Origin of the sequence: Kribbella sp. NPDC048928 (assembly GCF_043197975.1) — a bacterium.
Lineage (GTDB): Bacteria > Actinomycetota > Actinomycetes > Propionibacteriales > Kribbellaceae > Kribbella.
In genome coordinates, this window is record NZ_JBICUC010000010.1 from 1 (window position 1) to 17,059 (window position 17,059).

Genomic DNA, 17,059 nt, shown 5'->3' on the forward strand with positions numbered 1-17,059 from the left:
GGTGCCCGCAAGGTGATCTTGTCCGTCCCCGGCAAGGACGTCGACGCGACAGTCGTGCTCGGTGTGAACGAGGACGACTACGACCCGGCCCGTCATGACGTGATCTCGAACGCGTCGTGTACGACGAACTGCGTGGCGCCGATGGTGTCGGTGCTGCATCGGGCGTTCGGGATCGAGCACGGGCTGATGACGACGATCCACAGCTATACCAACGATCAGGTGCTGCTGGACTCGCCGCACAAGGATCTGCGCCGCGGCCGTTCCGGCGCCACGAACCTGATCCCGACCAGCACCGGTGCTGCCCGTGCGGTCGGGCTCGTCATCCCTGACCTGGCCGGAAGGATCGACGGTGTCGCTGTCCGGGTCCCGGTCGAGGACGGATCGCTCACGGACTTGTCAGTGCAGTTGAACGAGGCGGTCACGGTCGAACTCGTCAACGAGGCGTTCGCCGAGGCCGCGGCCGGATCTCTGAAGGGGATTCTGCGCTACTCGACCGATCCGATCGTGTCCCGCGACATCGTCGGCGACCCGTCGTCGTGCATCTTCGACGCGCCGCTGACCCAGGTCCAGAACCATCTGGTCAAGGTCTTCGGCTGGTACGACAACGAGTGGGGCTACACGAGCCGCCTGGTCGACCTGACCGCGCTCGTCGCCACCTCGTTGTAAGAGGAGGAACGATGAACATCGTCTGGCTTTCGGGCGACCTGGATCCGGCCCAGGTCGGCGTGAAGAACGTCCGCCTGGCTGAGCTCGCGGCTGCTGGGATCAGGATCCCGCCGGGGTTCGCCGTGACCGCGGCGGCGTACCGGGAGTTCGTCGAGGAGGCGCGGCTCGGTCCGTCGATCGCGCAGGCGATCCGGCGGTTCCGGGCCGGTCGCGATCTGGCGGTGGCAGCGGCCGAGATCCGTTCGGCCTTCCGTGACGCGGAGCTGCCGCCGGCGATGGTCGACGAGATCCTCGCTGGGTATGAAGAGCTCGGCGGCGACGGCACTGATGGCGTCGTGCGCTGCAGCCCGGTCGATTCGGCCGACGAGGGGCAGGCGGACGTCTTCCTGCACCTGCGAACGGGTGCTGACGTGGTCGCAGCCGTACGGCGATGCTTCGCATCGCTGTTCTCGATGGCGGCTGTCGGCCACCGCGAAGCCATCGGTGAGGATCATCTCCGGGCCGCGATGCCGGTGACTGTACAGACGATGGTGCGCGCCGACGTCGGCAGTTCCGGCACGGCCCGTGGCGAGAGCACCTTCGTGCGCGTCCGCGCACGTTGGGGCCTCGGTGAACCGACGGCAGCCGGCGCCGACCAATACTCCGTGCACCCAGGCTCGCGCCCGCTGATCGTCAAGCACCGCGGCGCCAAACCGACCAAGGTCGTGTACGCCGATCCGCGCGGAACGCGGACGGTGCCGACCACGCCGGACGAACGTGGCGCGCTGGTGCTGACCGACGACGAACTGCTCGAGCTGGCCGACTGGTCCGTGACCGCCGACAAGCTCTTCCGCCGCCCGATGGCGCTGGAGTGGGCAAAGGACGGATGCACCGGCCGGCTCTACGCGGTCGAGGTCCGTCCTTGGGTGCTGCCCGCAATGACCATCGCCACCCGAGGCCGAGTCACGGCCGTCCCGCAGCTCGGGTGACGGCCCGACGGAGATTCTCGTCCGGCACCCGAACCAGTGAGAGGAGATGGAGTGATGACGAAGAACATCTTAGTGGGTATCGACGACACGCCTGAGGCGCAGGTCGCATTGCGATGGGCGGTGGCGGCTGCGGAGCAGCGAGAGTTGCCGGTCCGGGTCGTGCGGGCCTACCTGAACGAGATCGACCGCTGGCCTGCGGTCGGCATGGCAGGCTATGTTCCGCCGCCGATGGCGCTGGACAAGTTCCAGCACGAGCTCGACGAGGCCGTGCAGTTCATCCGTGACCGGCTCGGCTACGAGCGTGGATCCGGCTGGTTGGCCGAGCTCGATCCGGCGCACGCGATCCTGCTCGAGGCCGACGAGGCCGAGATGATCGTGGTCGGGACCAGATCGCCGAACAAGATGTCGGCCGCGTTCCTGGGGTCGGTCGCGACGGCGGTGGCTGCCAAGGCACCCTGCCCGGTCGTGGTCGTCCGCGGTGAGCGGCACGACGGACCGGTCGTGGTCGGCACCGACGGGTCGCCGGACTCCGACGACGCGCTGACCTTTGCGTTCGAGGAGGCTGCTCGTACCGGCCTGGCGCTGGAAGTCGTGCACTGCTGGCTGGCACAGTCGGAGTACGCAGCGGCGGTGGAGGGCACCGAGCAACTGCTGAAGACCTGGCTCGCCGAGAGCCTCGAGCCGTACCGCGACAAGTTCCCCACGGTGACCGTGCGGGCTTCTGTCGTCGACGGCCGGGCCGGTCAGCGCCTGATCAAGCTGTCGGAGACAGCCTCGCTGGTTGTCGTCGGTTCGCGCGGGCGGGGCGGCGTCGCCGGCCTGCTGCTCGGGTCCGTCAGCCAGAGCCTTCTGCACCATGCGGAGTCGCCCGTGGCGATCGTCCGCCGGAGCGAGCAATCAGAACGGGAGTCATGATGCGCCACTTGCTGACTGTCGCGGACGTGATGACCAAGGACGTCGTCACGGTCGCCGAGGACACGCCGTTCAAGGCTGTCGTGGCCACTCTGGCCGAGCATCACATCAGCGCCGTCCCGGTTCTCGGCCCGTACGGCGGTGTGGCCGGCGTCGTGTCCGAGACGGACCTGCTGCGCAAGGAGGAGTTCCAGCGCCGGCAGCGTCGTCCGTGGTGGTCGCGGAAGGCGCGGACGAAGGCGGCCGCGCTGACAGCTGATCGGTTGATGACCACTCCGGCCGTCACGATCAAGGCCGAGTGCACGCTGGACGAGGCCGCCCGGGTGCTGGGCGAGCGCGGTATCACTCGCCTGCTGGTCATGGCCGGTGACGACCTGGCCGGCATCGTGACGCGCTCCGACCTGCTGCGCGCATTCCTCGCGTCGGATCAGGAGATTCTCGCCCGGGTTCGCCGCGATGTCGTGGATCGGCATCTGTGGGACGACCCGCTGGCCGTCCATGTCGACGTGCTGGAAGGCGTTGTGAAGCTGACGGGCCAGGTCGACAAGCGCAGTACGGTCGCGTTCGCCGAGCAACTGATCAGCGCGGTCGACGGCGTCGTGGCGGTACGCAACGAACTGACCTGGAGGTTCGACGACACGACCCGCGCCACCGGCGCAACGTTCTACTAGGAGAACTGGCCGGTGAGCACGACCGATGTACCCGCTGCGGACCTGACGGGCGGCCCTGGGAGGCCGTGGGTCGTACGGTTGGCGCATGGTGCCGCGGCGGAGTTGGGTCGAGCAGATCATGGGGCTGCCCATCAGTGTGCTCGGGCGTGGGGACGGCGCCGGGTCCGGGCGGGCGGCTGCGGCGGTACGAGAGGTCTACGCCGAGTTGACTGCGATCGATCGGATGTTCTCGCCGTACAAGGCGGACAGCGCGGTGAGCCTGCTGGCGCACGGTGAGCTGAGTTGGGACCGTGTGGATCCTCTGGTGCGGGAGGTCGCCGAGCGGTGCGCCGCCGCCCAGGAGATGACCGACGGGCTCTTCGACGCCGAGGCACCAGGCGGGATGTGGGACCCGTCCGGACTGGTGAAAGGATGGTCGGTCGAGCGTGCCGGCGAACGACTGCGGGAGGTCGTAGAGGTGGACTGGTGCCTGAACGCCGGCGGGGATGTGCTCGTGATCTGTCCGAGCGGTGAGCCGTTCTCGGTCGGCATCCAGAACCCTCGCGACCCGTCGAGCGTGGTGACGAGCGTCCGTCGGACCGGGGGAGCGGTCGCGACGAGCGGTACGGCGGCCCGGGGCGCGCACCTGTACGATCCGCGGACCAGTCGTCCGGTGGAAAGCCGGTGGCTGTCGGTGTCGGTGTCCGGCCCGTCGCTCGAATACGCCGACGTACTGGCGACGGCCGCCTTCGTGGCCGGAGACGAGTGGCCGACGGTCTTGCCACCGCACTACGAAGGACTGGGAGTTCTTGCTGACGGCAACCTCTTCTCCACGCCCGGTTGGGCGGAGTCGTGAGAATCCTGCTGATCGAGGACGACGCCGACCTGTCCGGACTTCTCGAGCGGGTGCTGACCGACGAGGGGTACGCCGTGACGTGCGCGGGCGACGGCCACACCGGTCTGCACCTGGCGCTCACGCAACCGGCTGACGCGATGATCGTCGACCGTGGTCTGCCGGCTGTCGAGGGCCTGGATCTGATCGCGCGGTTGCGCAGCCGTGGCGTCGGTACGCCGATCCTGGTGCTGTCGGCGCGGAACAGCACGGAGGATCGCGTCGAGGGACTCGATGCGGGCGCCGAGGACTACCTGACCAAACCGTTCGAGCTCTCCGAGTTGCTGGCGAGGGTCCGTGCCCTCCTGAGGCGCCACCTGGATCATGCCGTCGAGCTGCCACTACCGGGCGGCTCACTGGACCTCTCGAGCCGGACGGTACGACGGGCCGACGGCGTGGTTGTGGAGCTGTCCGAGCGTGAGGCGGCGCTCCTGGGACTGCTCGCCGCGCGACCTGGCGCGGTCTTCAGCCGGGCCGAGCTGCTCGACCGTGTCTTCGGCGACGCGGAGTCGGAGACGGTCGTCGACACGTACGTCCACTACTGCCGCCGGAAGGTCGGGCGGGACGTCATCACGACGGTGCGCGGGCTCGGCTACCGGCTGGGGAAGCTGTGAACGGCCGCCCGATCGGCGACGAAGTCCTGGTCCGGCGTGCCGCGCGCGGAGTCGCCGTGCAGGCGGCCGCCCTGGTTGCGCTGGCGATGCTGCTGCTGATCGCGCTCGTCACGCTGGTCGTCGTCCGCGGGCAGGCGGGCGCGGCGGACGATCTGCTCCGGTCCGCCGTCGCGACCGCGGACGACGTCGGCGATCCGCCGGCCGGCGCCTGGCTGGTCATGACCGGACCGTCTGGCACGAGCACGTCACCAGGCCTGCCGGCGGACCTTCTTCCCGAGTTGGGCGCGTTGCGGGCCAGGGCCACCGCACAGGTCGACCTGATCACCGTTGAGAACGACGACGGCGAGTACCGGGTTGCGACAGGCCTGATCGAGGGCAAGCAGATCCAGGCCGTACTGAACCTCGCGACTGCTCACAAGGAGCGTGCCCGTCTGCTGCAGGCGATGGGGCTGGCAGTAGCGCTCGGTCTGCTGCTGGCCGGCCTGCTGGGCGTGCTGATCGGCCGACGCGCTGTACGGCCGCTGGCGCAGGCGCTGACGCTGCAGCGCGCGTTCGTGGCCGATGCCGGGCACGAGCTGCGGACTCCTCTGACGCTGTTGAGTACGCGGGCGCAGGTGCTCGGTAGAGCCCTGCGCCGCGCCGGGGCCGATGAACAGATCCTGGGTGATGCGGACGGCGTGGTGGACGACACCCGCCGGCTCGCGGACGTCGTCGACGACCTGCTCGCGGCGGCGGATCCGCGAGGCGCCGAGAATCACCAGCCGATCGATCTGGTCCGGGTCGCACGGGATGTCGCCGCTGCGGCGGGTGCGCATGCCGAGCAGGCCGGAGTCCGGCTGTATTGGACCGCGGAGCCCGATGCGGCGTCGGCGCTCGGGTCGCCGAGCGCGATCCGGCGCGCCACGATGGCGCTGGTGGACAACGCGATCGACCACACGCCGGTGGAGGGTGAGGTGCGGATCGCCGTCCGGCGGCAGCGCGGTGACGTGATCCTCGCGGTCAGCGACACGGGTCCTGGGATCGGCCCGGAAGCGGCGCAGCGGGTGCTGCGCCGGTTCGACTCCGGTGGCCACCGCGCCGGGCGCAAACACTACGGCTTGGGTCTGGCGCTCGCGCACGATGTCGCCAATCGGCTCGGTGGTCAGCTCAGGCTGGCCCCGAGCGAGACCGGGGCCACGTTCGAGCTCGTCCTGCCGGCGCTTGCAGAGGGCGGTCCAAGGAAGGACTAAGAATCCGCGGGCATCGTCGGAGCCATGACGAACCGCGGTCCAGGACAGGTGGCGAGCCGCCCGCGGACCATGCACGTCCGGAGACGTCCGCCGCAGACCCCGGCCTGGTGGCGTGATCTGACCGGCGTGCTGTGCTGGACGAGCGTGCTGATCGTGGCCGCGCTCTGGGTGTCCGGCCGCGGTCTGCAGACCCTCCTGAACGGTCCTGCCGATCTGTTCACATCGCTGGGCCGCCTGTCCGGCCTGGTCGCTGCGGATCTGCTGCTGGTACAGGTGTTCCTGATGGCGCGTGTGCCGATGATTGAGCGGAGTTACGGGCAGGACGAACTGGCGCGCCGGCACCGGCTGACCGGATTCTGGTCGTTCAACCTGCTGCTCGCACATATCGCCTTGATCCTCGGTGGCTACACGCTGCGCGACCACAACAATCTCCTGCGTGAGACCTGGACTGTCGTCACGACGTACGGCGGGATGCTGCTGGCTCTGGCCGCGACGGCCGCGTTGGTCGTGGTCGTCGTCACGTCGGTCAGGCTCGCGCGCCGGGCGCTGCGGTACGAGTCGTGGCACCTGCTGCACCTGTATGCCTATGTCGGCGTCGGGCTGTCGATTCCGCACGAGATCTGGACCGGTGCGGACTTCACGTCCTCCCGTTTGGCACAGGTGTACTGGTGGTCGGCGTACGGCGTCGCGGCCGGAGCGATCGTGGTGTACCGGTTGATGCTGCCGATCTGGCGGACGTTGCGGCACGGTCTGACGGTGCGTGAGGTGATCTATGAGGCGCCCGGTGTGGTGACCGTGTCGCTTGGCGGGCGCGGCCTGCATCGGATGCCGGTCCGAGCCGGACAGTACTTCGTGTTCAGGTTCCTGGACGGTCAGGGCTGGTCACGGGGCAACCCGTACTCGCTGTCCGCCTCACCTGCACCCGATCGGCTTCGGGTGACAGCGAAGGCTGCAGGTGACGGCAGCAGCCGGCTGGCCCGGTTGCGTCCCGGTACGCGGGTCGCCGTGGAGGGTCCGTACGGGCGGCTGACCGCGGAACGGCGGGTTACCGACCGCGTAGCGATGTTTGCCTGTGGCATCGGTATCACGCCGTTGCGCGCGCTGCTGGAGGAGCTGGACTACCGGCGGGGCGACGCGGTGCTGGTGTACCGCGCGCACAGCGAGGCGGACCTGGTGTTCCGCGACGAACTCGAGCAGTTGGCCCGGCGGCGTGGCATCACCGTGCACTACGTGCTCGGCCCTCGGCTTCGCGGGCGGGCGTCCTGGCTCCCCGAGGGCGCCGGGTCATGGTCCGATGCGGCGGCGGTACGGAAGCTCGTGCCGGAGATCTCGCAGTACGACGTCTTTGTCTGCGGACCGGACCGGTGGATGGATGCGGCGTGTGCAGCCGTGACCGCGGCGGGGCTGCCTGCCGGCCAGTTGCATCAGGAACGATTCTCGTGGTGAGGGAGGAGCGCGGGTGAGGCTCGGAGTCAGATTGTTGATGACGGTGGCGACAGCGGCGGTGCTCGCGGTCGCGTTCCGGGCTGGCACGGCCCCGAGAACCACCCCGACGGGCCAGACTGCGGTCGTCGGTCCGGGATCGCCGGGCCAGGCATCGGTCCGCAGATCGCGACCGGCACGCCGCGACGGTCGGGGATCCACTCCGCCGACCGCCGCGAGCCCTCGGCCCACAGCGACGACGCCCAGGCCTGCCCGGCCCACCTCCCCGGTAGCATCCCGGCCGGCGACGTCGGTCGTGGCGGCGGGCGGCGTCGTGGACACGCAGTACGGTCCGGTGCAGGTCGAGATCACCGTGCGCGGCGGGCGGATCGTCAAGGCCCACACGTTGCAGCATCCGAGTGGTGACGGACAGACCGATCGGATCAACGGGTACGCGGTCCCGCAACTCGACCAAGAGGCGATGTCGGCGCAGAGCGCGCAGATCGACACGGTGTCCGGGGCAACCTTCACCTCAGAGGGGTACAAGCAGTCGCTGCAATCCGCGCTCGACGCCGCGCACCAGGCCGGTGCTCGATGAGCGTGCACTCGGAGCGGTTGCGGCGCAATCTGGTGGTCGGCGGGAGTACCGGCGTGCTGTTGGTGCTGCTGTTCCTGTACCCGACGAGCAGGAACCACGTCTCCGCTCCGCCGGCCACCGCCGTGACGCCAGGGATTGTGAGCACGTCCCCGGGAACCGGCGATGTGACGGTCAACGGGAAAGCAGAAGACACGCAGTACGGCCCGGTGCAGGTCCGGATCACCGTCCGCGGCAAGCGCCTGGTGACAGTGACGGCCGTCGTGTATCCGTCGTCAGCCGGCCGTGATCGGGAGATCAGTTCGTTCGCCCTGCCGCAGCTGCAGCAGGAGGCCATCGCGGCCCAGAGCGCACGGATCGACACGGTGTCCGGGGCAACGTTCACCTCGGAGGGCTACCGCCGCTCACTCCAGTCCGCCCTCGACGCGGCACACTTCCGGACGGTGGGATAAGCAAGTCTGAAGCGTCAGTGGTTCTGGTGGTGGATGACGGCTACCGGGCAGTGTGAGTGGTAGAGCAGGCCGCGGGCGACGGAGCCCATTCGGAGTTCGGAGAAGGCTGTGCGGCCGAGGCCGCCGACCACCACGAGGTCGGCGTCCTGGGACTCGCGGGCCAGGACGAGAACCGGGTGGTCGACGACCCCGTGACTGTCGGCAGGGACGTCCGGGTACTTCGCGGGCCAGCCTTCGAGCGCCTGCGTGAGCAGTTCGTCGGCGGCCTCGACGCACGGCTGCCGCGCCGGATCGAACCAGCTGTGCGGGTCCGGGTAGCTCTCGCGGACCTCGATGGCATGGACGGCGAGGAGTCCGGCGCCGGTCGTGTCGGCCAGTTCGAAGGCGAACCGCAACGCGTCCTGGCCCTCGACCGACCCGTCGACGCCGACCACGATGCGCCCGCGTGGTGGTGCGAGCGGATCCCAGGTGTCCGGAACCACGATCAGCGGCACGTTGGTGCTGAGCGCAGTACAGACCTGGGACGTGGACCCGAGGACGAGTTCGGCGAACCCGCCCATCCCGCGGCGGCCGACCACCAGAGCGGACGATCGCTCGGCGAGCTCGAGCAGGACCTGCGCCGGATGTCCGTGCCGGACCTCCAGCGCGGCGTTCCGGAACCCGATCCGGTCGAGTTCCTGGAGCGCGTCGTCGAGAACCTCGCTGCCGTCGTCGGCTCCGTCGGGAAGCATACCGTCAGGGTGCTGGCGGTCGTCGTCGCGGACGTGGACGGCGTGCAGCGGAGCCTCGTGCTGAGCGGCGTACGACGCCGCCCAGTTCAGTGCGATCAAGCCGTCCCGGGATCCGTCGATCCCCACCAGCACAGGCAGTTCGGTGCTCATGACGCCTCCCTCAGCGGACGATGGCGATCGGGCAGTGCGTGTGGTGCAGGACGGTCTGGCTGACGGATCCGAGCAGGAGTCCGGTGAAGCCGCCGCGACCTCGCGTACCGACGACGAGCAGGTCGGCGGTCTCGGAGCGGCGTACCAGCGCCTGCCCGGCCGAACCCATGACGAGTTGGGTGGTCCACTCGACGTCGGGGTGTTCGGCGGCGGCGCCGGCCATGGACTCGGCGACCAGCAGGCGGGATTCCTCCCGGACCTTCTCCTCGTCGAACTGCAGCATCGATGCGCCGTCGGCATACGTGAGGAAGGGACTCGTCCACGCGTGGATTGCGACGACGTTCGCGTGCAGGGCGTCCGCCTGGGCGAACGCGAAGTCGATCGCCTGCGCGGAGGCCTTCGAGCCGTCCACCCCGACGACGACGGTCGAGCCGTGGAGCGTGCGACCGTGACTCCTGCGGGATGACGACGACCGGGCATTGCGCGTGTGTGGTGACCTGGACCGCGACCGAGCCGACCATCAGGCCGCTCCAGCCGCCCAGGCCCCTTGACCCGAGGACGACCAGCCGGGCGTCTTCGGCGGCCTCGATCAGCACCCGTGCCGCCGCGCCACCGACCAGGCTCGTGTCGATCGTCAGCTCAGGGTGGTGCAGGCGGAGGCTCTCGGCCACCGCGTCGAGTCCCTTCTGGCGCGCGGTCCGGACCGCTTCGAGCGGCACGACGTGTCCCGGCGACGGGCGGGTGAGGACGACGAGCTCGAAGGCTTCGACGAGCTGGATCGGTGCCAGCGTACGGACGGCTTCCGCGGTGGCCCAGCGGAGCGCGCTCTGGCTGCCGGTCGAGCCGTCGTACCCGACGACGATCGGGGCGGGCTGCGTGGTCATGATGTTCTCCTTGGCTAGAACCATCGGTCGAGGGAGTCGCGCCAGTCGCGGCGACCCGGGTGCGGGAGTGACTGTGCGGGGTAACCGATCCGGATCACCATCTGCGGCCAGGTGCGGCCACCGAGCAGCTCCCGGAGTTGGTAGCGCGGCTCAGGGTGCTCGAGCAGCTGATCGAGGAACGACGCCGCCAGGTCGTACGAGGTGGCAGTCAGCAGCATCCGCTGCAGGGCGGCCCCGGCCCGAACCCAGGCGGTGGCGTCCTCGTCGCGGGTCGTCAGTACGACGATGCTCGGATCGGTCTCGAAGACGGCTTGGCTGCGCTGTGCGCTGTCGAAGCCGGCGTCCAGATCGCGCACCAGAGCGGGTCGCACGGGGGAGGGGCCGAGCGCGTTCTGGGGGACTCCATCCAGCGATCGGTCGCCGCCGATCCAGGTGTGCCGCTCGTGGAGGCGATCCTCGTCGTGGAGTTCGAGGTCGTCGGTCTGCCGCAGCATCGTGCGGAGGCCGGACCTGGCCGCGGAGTCGAGCCAGTGCAGCCCGGCACCTTCGTAGTGCGCGGCGTCGTCGAGTTGCCGCTGTACCTGCGCCGGGATCGGATGGTCGAGCAAAGGTCCGCGGTACGTGTGTCGTCGCGTCACCTCGCCGTACAGGCTGCTGAGGCCGGCGATCGGCGCGCTGCGGCCGAAGAGAAAGACCCGGGCGGTGACTTCCGGCCGCGCGGGATCGGGGTGGACCGCGAGGCGGGACTCGTGCCCGAGCATTGCGGCTGCGACGCGGACGTTGAGAGCCGCCGCGCCGACACCGATGTGGGCGGCGCGCCCCGACACGTCCTCGAGCGGAAGCATCCGCTGCTCGTCGAGCAGTACGTCGATCACCGGCCCTTGGACCTCGAAACGCCAGGGCTGGGTGTTGTGGATCGACGGCGCGTGAACGGCTGCGCTCAGCACGATGCCGATCTCGTCCGCGGTCAGTTCGTGGCTCATCTGAAGTCCTTTCCCACTCCAGCTTCTGCCAGGCGGTTGGTGGCGGGCAGCGGCATACGTCCCAGGACCAGGGGGCCGTTCGGCACCGGTGGATGGGTGAGAACGGCTCTGACCGGACGAGCGGTGAGATCGGACGATCGAGGTGTCGGAATCGAGTGAAAGGACGACATCATGACCACCACGTCGCATCGGGGTCACTTACCTGCTCCCACAATGGAGCCGGATGGTGCCCGGCACCCGGTCATCACCACGGCGGCCGGTCGCGCGATCGGTGTCCTGCGGATCGCGTTCGGCCTGACCTTCCTCTGGGCCTTCGTCGACAAGCTGTTCGGCCTCGGCTACGCCACCAAGTCCGGCAAGGGCTGGATCGACGGCGGCGACGTGACGGCCGGCTTCCTCAAGGGCGCGGGCGGCCCACTCGGCAGCTTCTACCACTCACTCGCCGGTGACTGGTGGGTCAGTCCGCTGTTCATGATCGGTCTGGCCGGCATCGGCCTCGCGCTGACCCTCGGCATCGGCCTACGGGTCGCGGCCGTCGCCGGTACCCTGCTGTACCTGCTGATGTGGACTGCGAGCATGCCGCTCGAGACCAACCCGGTCCTCGACGACCACATCCTCGGTGCGCTCACCGTGATCGTCTTCGCTCTGGTTGCCGCTGGCAACGTGTGGGGCTTGGGCAAGTGGTGGAGCAGCCTGGACTTCGTTCGCAAGTACCCGTGGCTGCGGTGACCGAGATGTCCGTCAAACCGGTTATCCACGTGGGGGTCGACGGCTCCTGGCGTGACACCGGTGCCCTGGAGTGGGCCCTGCAGGAGTCGTTGCTCCGGCAGGAGCCCCTCCAGGCGGTGCACGTGGTCGACGAGCAGCTCCGGCACGTCCCAGGGTGGGAGCCGGACCTCGTCGACGACCAGGCGATGGAAGTCGTCAACGAGGTCCAGAAGTATCTCGACGAGAGCCCTGGCACGCTGGACAACGAAGCGGACCTGCTGGTCGGGCCGCCGGCCCGGAAACTGACAGAGGTCGCCGCGGGCAGCCGGATGCTGGTCGTGGGACGACGCGGCCTCGGGACTTTCAAACGGTTGCTGATCGGGTCCACGTCGGAGGCGGTCGTGGCGCAGGCCGAAATCCCGGTGGTGGTTGTTCCGCTGCACTGGAAGCCGACCGATCACGCTGGCCCCGTACTGGTTGCTGTCGACGACACCGACGACAACGCCGCGGTGATCGACTTCGCGATCGGTGTCGCGAGCGCGCGGAAGCTGCCGGTCCGGATCCTGCACGTGTGGGACCTCCCGGCGGTCTTCAGCTGGGACGCGATGAACAATGCCGGCGTCAGCGCCGAATGGGCCGAGAACGCGCAGAAGCACTTCGAGGACGTTGCCGTCGAATGCCGTACGAAGTACCCCGACGTGACCTTTGAGGTCGACGTACGGCGTGGCCATGTCGTGGACGGCGTCGTCACGGCAGCCGAGGAGACCGACGCTCAGCTCCTGGTCGTCGGCACCCACCGGCACACCCGGCTCGCCGCGATGCTGCTCGGATCGGTGACGCGCGGAGTCCTGCACCACGCGACGTGCCCGCTGGCCGTCGTTCCTGTTCAAGTGTGAGGTGAGAGAGATGGCAGGCTGGAACCGGACCGGATCCGTCGTGGTCGAGGTGGACGGGAGTGCAGAGAATCTGCGGGTGGTGGACTACGCGGCCGCTGAGGCACTGCGGTTCGGCGCCGAACTGGTGCTCGTGGCGCCGTACTTGGCACACGGCTCGTTCAACCCGATGACTCCTGGCTACGCGCCGAAGCCCCCCGCCGACCTTGCCGACGCGGCGTTGCGTGCCGCGGTCGCGCATGTGCGGCACCTGAACGGCTACGCGCTGGAGCTGGCGGCGCTCTCCGGTGAGGGTTCACGGGCCCGGGTGCTGGCGCACGCGGCGCAGAAGGCACGGATGCTGATCGTCGGTCGATCGCGCAGCCGCGGTCCGCAACGGCTCATGCACACGCAGGCGAACCTGACCCTGGCGGCGCGGGCTGGTTGCCCGGTGGTCGTCGTACCACTGTCCTGGAAGCCGGCGCTGCTGGACAGGAAGGTTGCCGTGGGCATCGACGGTACGGCGCTGTCGACGGAGGCACTCGAGTTTGCGTTCGCGGAGACCGCCGGTCGCGAGGGCGACCTGATCGTCGTCCACGCCGGGTTGCCGGCAGAGCGCCCGTTCGCCGACGAGGACCCGGAATACTCGTGGATCAGCCGCGCCGACTGCCTGTTGTCCGAGACGCTTGCGCCGTGGACGAGCCGGTTCCCGAACGTGAAGGTGACCCGGTTCCTGAGCAGTCGGCTGCCCGCCGCGGCACTGGTGCACGAGAGCGGCGAGGTCGGCCTGGTCGTGGTCGGCGCGCACAGTGGCCCGCTGCCGGTCGACCCGGTCGCGCGGCGCTCGATGGCCGCGATGACCTGCCCGGTCGCGATCGTTCCGCATCACACGACCGATGCCGAGCGCAGGCGGGTGTCTCGCCGTACCGGCTCCGTCGTCACCACAGCCTGACCCGAGGAGAGATCATGTCCGCGAACGATCGTGCACTGATCGTGTACGAGACAATGTTCGGCAACACCGAGCGGATCGCGCGGGCGATCCGACCAACCCACGCGTTCTCGATGAGTCGGCTCTCGACGCGCCAGGACGCCTGGAAGCAGGGCGACGTGGTGATGCCGATCGAGGTTGGCATCCGCGAGTGGCTCGGCGCGCTCAAGCCTGCGAGCGGTTCCCACGAGCTGCGGGTGACGACGTTCGACACCCGGATCGCCAAGGTGCGGCGGTTGCCGGGTTCGGCGGCTCGGTCGGCTGCGAAGCTGTTACGGCGCAGGGGTTACCGGATGCTCAGTACGTCCGGGAGCTTCTTCGTGGACGAGACCACCGGACCCATCCACGACGCCGAGATCGAGCGCGCCGAGCGCTGGGGCCAGGAACTCGGCCGGCTACTGACCGGCTCGACGCAGGTCGTCTGAGAGGAGCGGACCGGCGATGATGCACTCAACCTCCGCGACGGCCTTCTGGTCGATCGCCATGCTGGTCTTGTGGGTCGTACTCGTGGGCGGCGCAGCCTGGGCGACAGTCCGGCTGATCCGGCACCCCCGCCGGCCGCCGCCCGCTCTGCCATCCCCACTGGAGATCCTCGAGCGCCGCTTCGCCGCGGGCGAGCTGACCCGCGAAGACTTCGACGAAGCCCGAGCACGCCTCCACGAACACCACCTGGACCTCTGACTGGTCGAGCCTTGAGAACCCACCAACCGCCTCGCGGGCGTGAGAACGGTTGGTGGCTTCTCAAGGTCTCGATGTGCTGGGGGCCGGGTGCGTCACCAGGAGCGGATGCGGCGGCCGGTGATGCGGTTGGGTTCGATGACCATGTGGGCTTCACGGGTGCCGCCGGCCCAGGGGGTGACGAGGTGGTGGACGGCGGCGGTCTCCTCGTCGGTGGCGGGCCGCACAGTGCCGTTGACGAGGACGCTCCAGCCGTCCTGCATGCCCTCGTCGAAGTGGTCGAGCTCGAACGCGATCGGTGCCAGGTCGTACTGGGCGACCGCGCTATCGGCCGCGGTCCGGAAGACGATCAGACCGTCGCGACACGCGTAGTTGACCGGGATGACGACGACCTCGTCGGCGCCGGCGTACGCGATCCTGCCGACGCTGCCCGACTCGATCAGGACGAGGCACTCGTTGCGCCGCATCGGTTGCAGGACCGGGGCAAGCGGCGGCTGGTGTGGCGCCGCCGGGGGCTTTGCGCTGGTCAAGTCGTCGACGCTGACGTCGAGGGCGTGCGCGAGCCGGACGAGTTCGGCGCCGGTGAGGGCGAAGGGCCGGGTTTCGATGTGCTCGATGCGGTCCGTGGTCAGGCCGGTGCGGCCGGCGACCTCCGTCGTACTGAGACCGAGTGCTTGCCGGCGGTGCTGGATCCGGGCGCCGAGGCTGCTCGGCCCACCTGCGGTCTGTGTGTCCATCGGAGTCTGCCTTTCCTGTCGGGCTGTCGGTTCCAGCCAAGCAGCCGGACGGACGTGCCGGCAGGGCCTGAGGTCACGGCTGCGGGGGCCTGACGGCACGGTGTCTGCCAAAGGTCCCGGAGAGCACGGGACTGTGGGCCCTGGCGGGTAGCGTGGTGGGGGCGGGATGCTGGGGCGAGCGCCCGGCTGGGGTGGGTACGGGGTGAAGCCAAGGAGACGGTGATGACGATCAAGGTGTTCCTGCTCGACGACCACGAGGTGGTGCGGCTGGGGTTGCACCAGCTGCTCGAGGCGGAGCCGGACATCGAGGTGGTCGGGGACGCGCGGACGGCGGCGGAGGCGATTGCCCGGATTCCCGCCGTACGGCCGGATGTCGCGGTACTCGACGTACGGCTGCCCGATGGCGACGGGATCTCCGTGTGCCGCGAGGTCCGCTCGCAGATGGACACGCCGCCGGCCTGTCTGATGCTGACGTCGTTCTCGGACGACGAGGCCCTGTTCACCGCGATCATGGCCGGGGCGTCGGGGTATCTGCTGAAGCAGATCAACGGCCGGGCGCTGATCGACGCCGTACGCCGGCTGGCTGCGGGCGAGTCGCTCCTGGACCCGTCGATGACGGCCAAGGTTTTGGAACGCCTCCGGCACCCGGCCGAGGCGGAGGACCCGCGTTACGCGTCGCTGACCGAGCAGGAGCGTCGCATCCTGGCCGAGATCGCAGAGGGCAAGACCAACCGCCAGATCGCCCAGTCGCTCTACCTTGCAGAGAAGACCGTCAAGAACTACGTCTCCTCGCTGCTCCGCAAGCTAGAACTCGAACGCCGCACCGAAGCCGCAGTCTTCGCCATCGAACACACGAAGAAGCACCCCCGCCGCTAGCGCGCCACCTTGGGCACCAGATCTGTACGACACAGGCTCGTGATCGGGCGGCGTCCGGTCTCGGTGTGGTGGGGGCTGTGGGCGAAGCGGATGATCATGTGGGCGTGGCCGGGCCGGCCGGTGAGGCGTTGCACCTTGGGGCGCAGGTCGTCGTATTCGAGCGGCTGGTTGAGGAACGAGGCGCTCACACCGGCTCGAGTCGCGGTGAGCAGCACGCGTTCGAGCGCGGCGCCCGCGCTGACCTGGTCGGAGGGTTCGTCGAAGTCGGTGGACAGGATGGCGAGATCGGGATGCTGTTCGAAGGTCCGCTCAGCCCGCAGCCTGTCGTTCGGCCGGGTGCCGAGGTCGCGGACCGCGGCCGGGTAGTTGATGGAGCGGGGACCGAGCGCGGAGCTCGGTACGCCGTCCAAAGGCCGGTGCCCGCCGACCCAGTGGCTTCGTTCGGCGCGGCGCTGCCACTCGTGGATCTCGCGCAGATCGGTGTCCAGGACGAGGTCCAGCACTGAGCGGATCTCGTCGTCCCCGAGCCAGGTGAGCTCGGCACCTTCGGCATGGGCGGCCTGCATGAGTTCTACGCGTACGTTCTCGGCGATCGGGTTCGTGTCGGACGGCTGCCGCTCGGTGTGCCGGTACGGGATCTGGTACGCCAGGTCACGGAGTTCGTCGTTCTGGGTCGCGCTCGGTTCGATCACGATGCGGGCCAGCAGGTCGGGTTCATCGCTCGGGTACGGCGCGAGCCCGAACCAGGTGCCGTACCCGAGGCTCTCGGCCGCGCAGCGGAGGTTGAAAGTGGCGGCGCCGGCGGCGATCCGCATCGCGCGGCCGGTCGGGTCCTCGGCGGGCAGCGTACGGGATCCGTCCAGGTAGACGTCGATGACGTGGCCCTGGACGTCGAAACGCCACGGCTGGGTGTTGTGCATGCTCGGCGCGGCCACGGCCGCCGCGAGCAGTACGTTGATGTCCTTGCCTGGCAGCTGATCTGACACCGGAGGCTCCTCCCACTGGCTACCTCTTCAGGTTCGCCGCCGGGAGGTGAGTGGCGCTGCGGGCAA

20 protein-coding genes and 2 pseudogenes are annotated in these 17,059 nt (G+C 69.3%); 16 read left to right on the plus strand and 6 right to left on the minus strand.

What is annotated here, in order from left to right:
- The 10 genes from ACGFI6_RS35075 to ACGFI6_RS35120 form a co-directional block, all read left to right on the plus strand.
- Positions 1–666, plus strand: a 666-nt coding sequence (locus tag ACGFI6_RS35075; RefSeq protein WP_393126389.1) for a type I glyceraldehyde-3-phosphate dehydrogenase, incomplete at its 5' end; no start/stop codon positions are given.
- 11 nt (positions 667–677) lie between these two features.
- On the plus strand, positions 678–1,634 hold the full coding sequence (locus tag ACGFI6_RS35080) for a PEP/pyruvate-binding domain-containing protein (RefSeq protein WP_393126391.1): 957 nt from the start codon (positions 678–680) through the stop codon (positions 1,632–1,634).
- A 54-nt stretch (positions 1,635–1,688) separates the two neighbouring features.
- Positions 1,689–2,549, plus strand: coding sequence for a universal stress protein (locus tag ACGFI6_RS35085; protein WP_393126393.1), 861 nt, complete (start codon positions 1,689–1,691; stop codon positions 2,547–2,549).
- Positions 2,546–3,217, plus strand: a complete 672-nt coding sequence (locus tag ACGFI6_RS35090; protein WP_393126395.1) for a CBS domain-containing protein — start codon at positions 2,546–2,548, stop codon at positions 3,215–3,217. Before ACGFI6_RS35085 ends, ACGFI6_RS35090 begins: the two co-directional genes overlap by 4 nt.
- Positions 3,218–3,302: 85 nt before the next feature.
- Positions 3,303–4,052 carry an FAD:protein FMN transferase gene (locus ACGFI6_RS35095; RefSeq protein WP_393126397.1) on the plus strand — a complete coding sequence of 250 codons (750 nt, stop codon included), beginning with the start codon at positions 3,303–3,305 and terminating at the stop codon, positions 4,050–4,052.
- The gene (locus ACGFI6_RS35100; RefSeq protein WP_393126399.1) at positions 4,049–4,702 is read left to right on the plus strand and encodes a response regulator transcription factor; all 654 of its coding nucleotides are present in this window, start codon (positions 4,049–4,051) and stop codon (positions 4,700–4,702) included. The genes ACGFI6_RS35095 and ACGFI6_RS35100 overlap by 4 nt, the downstream gene beginning before the upstream one ends.
- A complete protein-coding gene (locus ACGFI6_RS35105) occupies positions 4,699–5,931 on the plus strand; it encodes a sensor histidine kinase (protein ID WP_393126401.1) in 1,233 nt (410 codons plus the stop codon). Before ACGFI6_RS35100 ends, ACGFI6_RS35105 begins: the two co-directional genes overlap by 4 nt.
- Before the next feature lie 24 nt (positions 5,932–5,955).
- The gene (locus ACGFI6_RS35110; protein ID WP_393126403.1) at positions 5,956–7,377 is read left to right on the plus strand and encodes a ferric reductase-like transmembrane domain-containing protein; all 1,422 of its coding nucleotides are present in this window, start codon (positions 5,956–5,958) and stop codon (positions 7,375–7,377) included.
- A 310-nt stretch (positions 7,378–7,687) separates the two neighbouring features.
- On the plus strand, positions 7,688–7,951 hold the full coding sequence (locus tag ACGFI6_RS35115; protein WP_393126405.1) for an FMN-binding protein: 264 nt from the start codon (positions 7,688–7,690) through the stop codon (positions 7,949–7,951).
- The gene (locus tag ACGFI6_RS35120; RefSeq protein WP_393126407.1) at positions 7,948–8,400 is read left to right on the plus strand and encodes an FMN-binding protein; all 453 of its coding nucleotides are present in this window, start codon (positions 7,948–7,950) and stop codon (positions 8,398–8,400) included. Before ACGFI6_RS35115 ends, ACGFI6_RS35120 begins: the two co-directional genes overlap by 4 nt.
- 14 nt (positions 8,401–8,414) lie before the next feature.
- Here ACGFI6_RS35120 and ACGFI6_RS35125 read toward each other — a convergent pair whose 3' ends face one another.
- The 4 genes and pseudogenes from ACGFI6_RS35125 to ACGFI6_RS35140 form a co-directional block, all read right to left on the minus strand.
- Positions 8,415–9,281 carry a universal stress protein gene (locus ACGFI6_RS35125; RefSeq protein ID WP_393126409.1) on the minus strand — a complete coding sequence of 289 codons (867 nt, stop codon included), beginning with the start codon at positions 9,279–9,281 and terminating at the stop codon, positions 8,415–8,417.
- A 10-nt stretch (positions 9,282–9,291) separates the two neighbouring features.
- Positions 9,292–9,696, minus strand: a pseudogene (locus ACGFI6_RS35130) (universal stress protein); the annotation flags it as partial.
- Positions 9,697–9,799: 103 nt separating this feature from the next.
- Positions 9,800–10,189, minus strand: a pseudogene (locus ACGFI6_RS35135) (universal stress protein); the annotation flags it as partial.
- Positions 10,180–11,148 (minus strand): Acg family FMN-binding oxidoreductase, encoded by a 969-nt coding sequence (locus ACGFI6_RS35140; RefSeq protein WP_393126411.1) that lies wholly within the window; start codon positions 11,146–11,148, stop codon positions 10,180–10,182. The pseudogene ACGFI6_RS35135 and the gene ACGFI6_RS35140, both read right to left, overlap by 10 nt.
- A 213-nt stretch (positions 11,149–11,361) precedes the next feature.
- Between ACGFI6_RS35140 and ACGFI6_RS35145 the strand changes: the two genes are divergently transcribed.
- From ACGFI6_RS35145 to ACGFI6_RS35165, 5 genes are read left to right on the plus strand one after another with little or no spacing between them, the layout of a single operon-like run.
- Complete coding sequence (locus ACGFI6_RS35145) at positions 11,362–11,877, plus strand: hypothetical protein (protein ID WP_393126413.1); 516 nt, start codon at positions 11,362–11,364, stop codon at positions 11,875–11,877.
- Between the two features lie 5 nt (positions 11,878–11,882).
- On the plus strand, positions 11,883–12,752 hold the full coding sequence (locus ACGFI6_RS35150; protein WP_393126415.1) for a universal stress protein: 870 nt from the start codon (positions 11,883–11,885) through the stop codon (positions 12,750–12,752).
- 10 nt (positions 12,753–12,762) lie between these two features.
- Complete coding sequence (locus tag ACGFI6_RS35155) at positions 12,763–13,680, plus strand: universal stress protein (protein ID WP_393126417.1); 918 nt, start codon at positions 12,763–12,765, stop codon at positions 13,678–13,680.
- Positions 13,681–13,694: 14 nt separating this feature from the next.
- Positions 13,695–14,141, plus strand: a complete 447-nt coding sequence (locus tag ACGFI6_RS35160; RefSeq protein ID WP_393126419.1) for a hypothetical protein — start codon at positions 13,695–13,697, stop codon at positions 14,139–14,141.
- A 16-nt stretch (positions 14,142–14,157) separates the two neighbouring features.
- On the plus strand, positions 14,158–14,397 hold the full coding sequence (locus tag ACGFI6_RS35165; protein WP_393126421.1) for an SHOCT domain-containing protein: 240 nt from the start codon (positions 14,158–14,160) through the stop codon (positions 14,395–14,397).
- Between the two features lie 92 nt (positions 14,398–14,489).
- Here ACGFI6_RS35165 and ACGFI6_RS35170 read toward each other — a convergent pair whose 3' ends face one another.
- Complete coding sequence (locus ACGFI6_RS35170) at positions 14,490–15,131, minus strand: helix-turn-helix domain-containing protein (protein ID WP_393126423.1); 642 nt, start codon at positions 15,129–15,131, stop codon at positions 14,490–14,492.
- A gap of 222 nt (positions 15,132–15,353) precedes the next feature.
- Between ACGFI6_RS35170 and ACGFI6_RS35175 the strand changes: the two genes are divergently transcribed.
- Entirely contained in the window at positions 15,354–16,007 is a 654-nt protein-coding gene (locus tag ACGFI6_RS35175; RefSeq protein WP_393126425.1) for a response regulator, read from the plus strand.
- Here ACGFI6_RS35175 and ACGFI6_RS35180 read toward each other — a convergent pair.
- Positions 16,004–16,993 carry an Acg family FMN-binding oxidoreductase gene (locus tag ACGFI6_RS35180; RefSeq protein WP_393126427.1) on the minus strand — a complete coding sequence of 330 codons (990 nt, stop codon included), beginning with the start codon at positions 16,991–16,993 and terminating at the stop codon, positions 16,004–16,006. The genes ACGFI6_RS35175 and ACGFI6_RS35180 overlap by 4 nt on opposite strands.
- Positions 16,994–17,059: the final 66 nt, after the last annotated feature.